1 protein-coding gene and 1 pseudogene are annotated in these 2,269 nt (G+C 65.4%); one reads left to right on the top strand and one right to left on the bottom strand.

Annotation, left to right across the window (positions count from 1 at the left end):
- The coding region (gene acs / locus DBR20_RS02040; RefSeq protein ID WP_108265016.1) for an acetate--CoA ligase at positions 1 to 1,664 on the bottom strand (1,664 nt) is incomplete at its 3' end.
- 245 nt (positions 1,665 to 1,909) lie between these two features.
- On the opposite strand from acs, the pseudogene DBR20_RS02035 reads away from it, so the two are divergent.
- Positions 1,910 to 2,269 (top strand): annotated as a pseudogene (locus DBR20_RS02035) (hypothetical protein); the annotation flags it as partial.

The following is a 2,269-nucleotide window of genomic DNA, read 5'->3' as shown; positions in this document are numbered from 1 at the left end:
CCCTTCACGTCGTGCGGGAAGCCGACCACGGCGGCCTCGGCCACCTTCGGGTGCGAGACCAGCGCGCTTTCCACTTCGGCGGTGCCGATGCGGTGGCCGGACACGTTGATCACATCGTCCACGCGGCCGGTGATCCAGTAGTAGCCGTCTTCGTCGCGGCGGCAGCCGTCACCGGTGAAGTAGCTGCCCGGGTAGGTGCGGAAATAGGTATCGATGAAGCGCTGGTGGTCGCCGTACACCGTGCGCATCTGGCCCGGCCAGGAATCACGGATGATCAGGTTGCCTTCGGTCGGGCCGTCCTTGATCTCGCCATCGGCGTTGACCAGGGCCGGCTGCACGCCGAAGAACGGCAGGGTGGCCGAACCCGGTTTCAGATCCATCGCGCCGGCCAGCGGCGAGATCAGGATGCCGCCGGTCTCGGTCTGCCACCAGGTATCGACGATCGGGCAACGGCTGTCGCCGACCACCTCGTAGTACCAGCGCCAGGCTTCCGGATTGATCGGTTCGCCGACGCTGCCGAGCAGGCGCAGCGACGCGCGCGAGGTCTTCTTCACCGGCTCCTCGCCTTCGCGCATCAACGCGCGGATGGCGGTGGGGGCGGTGTAGAAGATCGACACCTTGTGCTTGTCGATCACGTTCCAGAAGCGCGACGTATCGGGGTAGTTCGGTACGCCCTCGAACATCAGCGAGGTCGCGCCATTGGCCAGCGGGCCGTACACGATGTAGCTGTGGCCGGTGACCCAGCCGACGTCGGCGGTGCACCAGTAGATGTCGTCCTCGCGCAGGTCGAAAACCGCTTCATGGGTGTAGGCCGCGTACAGCAGGTAACCGGCGGTGGTGTGCAGCACGCCCTTCGGCTTGCCGGTGGAACCGGAGGTGTAGAGGATGAACAGCGGATCCTCGGCGTTCATCGGTTCCGGTTCGCAGCTGGCCGGCTGGCTGTCGACCACATCATGGAACCAGCGGTCGCGCGGGGCCTGCATGTCCACCGCGCCGCCGGTATGGCGCACCACCAGCACGGTTTCAACGGTATTGGTGCCGGGCAGCTTCAGCGCCGCATCGACGTTGGCCTTCAGCGGAATCTTCCGGCCACCACGCAGGCCTTCGTCGGCAGTGATGATCAGCTTGCTCTGGCAATCGCTGACACGGTCGGCGATCGAGTTCGGCGCGAAGCCACCGAACACCACCGAGTGGATCGCGCCGATGCGCGCGCAGGCCAGCATGGCCACGGCAGCATCGACGATCATCGGCAGGTAGATGGTGACCCGGTCGCCCTTCTTGACGCCCAGGTTGCGCAGCGCGTTGCCGAGACGGCAGGTGCGCTCGTACAGCTCGCGATAGGTCACGTGCTGGGCCGGCGCATCCGGGCTGTCCGGCTCGAACAGCAGCGCGGTCTTGTCGCCACGCTTTTCCAGCTGACGGTCCAGGCAGTTCACGCTGGCGTTGAGCTCGCCATCTTCGAACCACTTGATGTGGAAGTCGGCCAGGTCGTAGCTGACGTTCTTGATCTTCGTCGGCTTGCGCGACCAGTCCAGCCGCTCGGCGGCCTTGCCCCAGAATGCATCCGGATCGGACACCGAGGCCTGGTACTGCTGTTCATAGGAGTTCTTGTCGATACGCGCCTTGGCGGCGAACTGCGGATCGACGGGGTAGAGATCAGCCATGGCACCCTCACTTGCACGTTGACTTTGTGTGTGCAGCCGCAGCATTGCAGCAGCCGTTCCCCCTCAGTTTGCCCCATCCACCCCCGGTCGCGTCACCACTTCGGTTAGACCTTGGTCGAAAGTCGGGCCCCTGCAGGCCCGGGTTCGACCAATGGCCAATAGCCGGTGCGTGCAAACGCCCCGCAGTCTCGGCTCGACCGTGCCCCACGCGCGGCATCACCTTGCCACTTGGGAGAGAGGGCAACATGAGCCACCGTACGTTGAAAGCCGTGCGCAAACCTTTGGCGGCCTGCTTGTTGGTCGCCCTGGTCGCACCGGGCATGGCGTTCGCCGAGACCGCCAAAGAGAAGGCACTGGAAGCACGCGTTGCCGAACTGGAGCGGCAGGTACAGGCGCTGCTGTCGTCACAGCAGCAGCAACAGACCCAGATCGTGCAGACCCAGCAGGCGGTCACCGACGTCCGCACGCTGCAGGCCGAACAGAAGCCGGCGGTGCCTGCGGGCAAGCAGCCGATCCAGGTCACCACCATCACCCCCGGTGCGGCGCCGGGTACCACGGTCAAGATCGGCGGCTTCATCAAGGCCGATTTCCTGGCCACCCAGACC

The sequence above is a fragment of the Stenotrophomonas sp. HMWF023 genome, from assembly GCF_003060985.1.
Taxonomy (GTDB): Bacteria; Pseudomonadota; Gammaproteobacteria; order Xanthomonadales; family Xanthomonadaceae; genus Stenotrophomonas; species Stenotrophomonas lactitubi.
The sequence above is the reverse complement of the archived record's forward strand: the minus strand, read 5'-3'. Positions and strand labels throughout refer to the sequence as shown.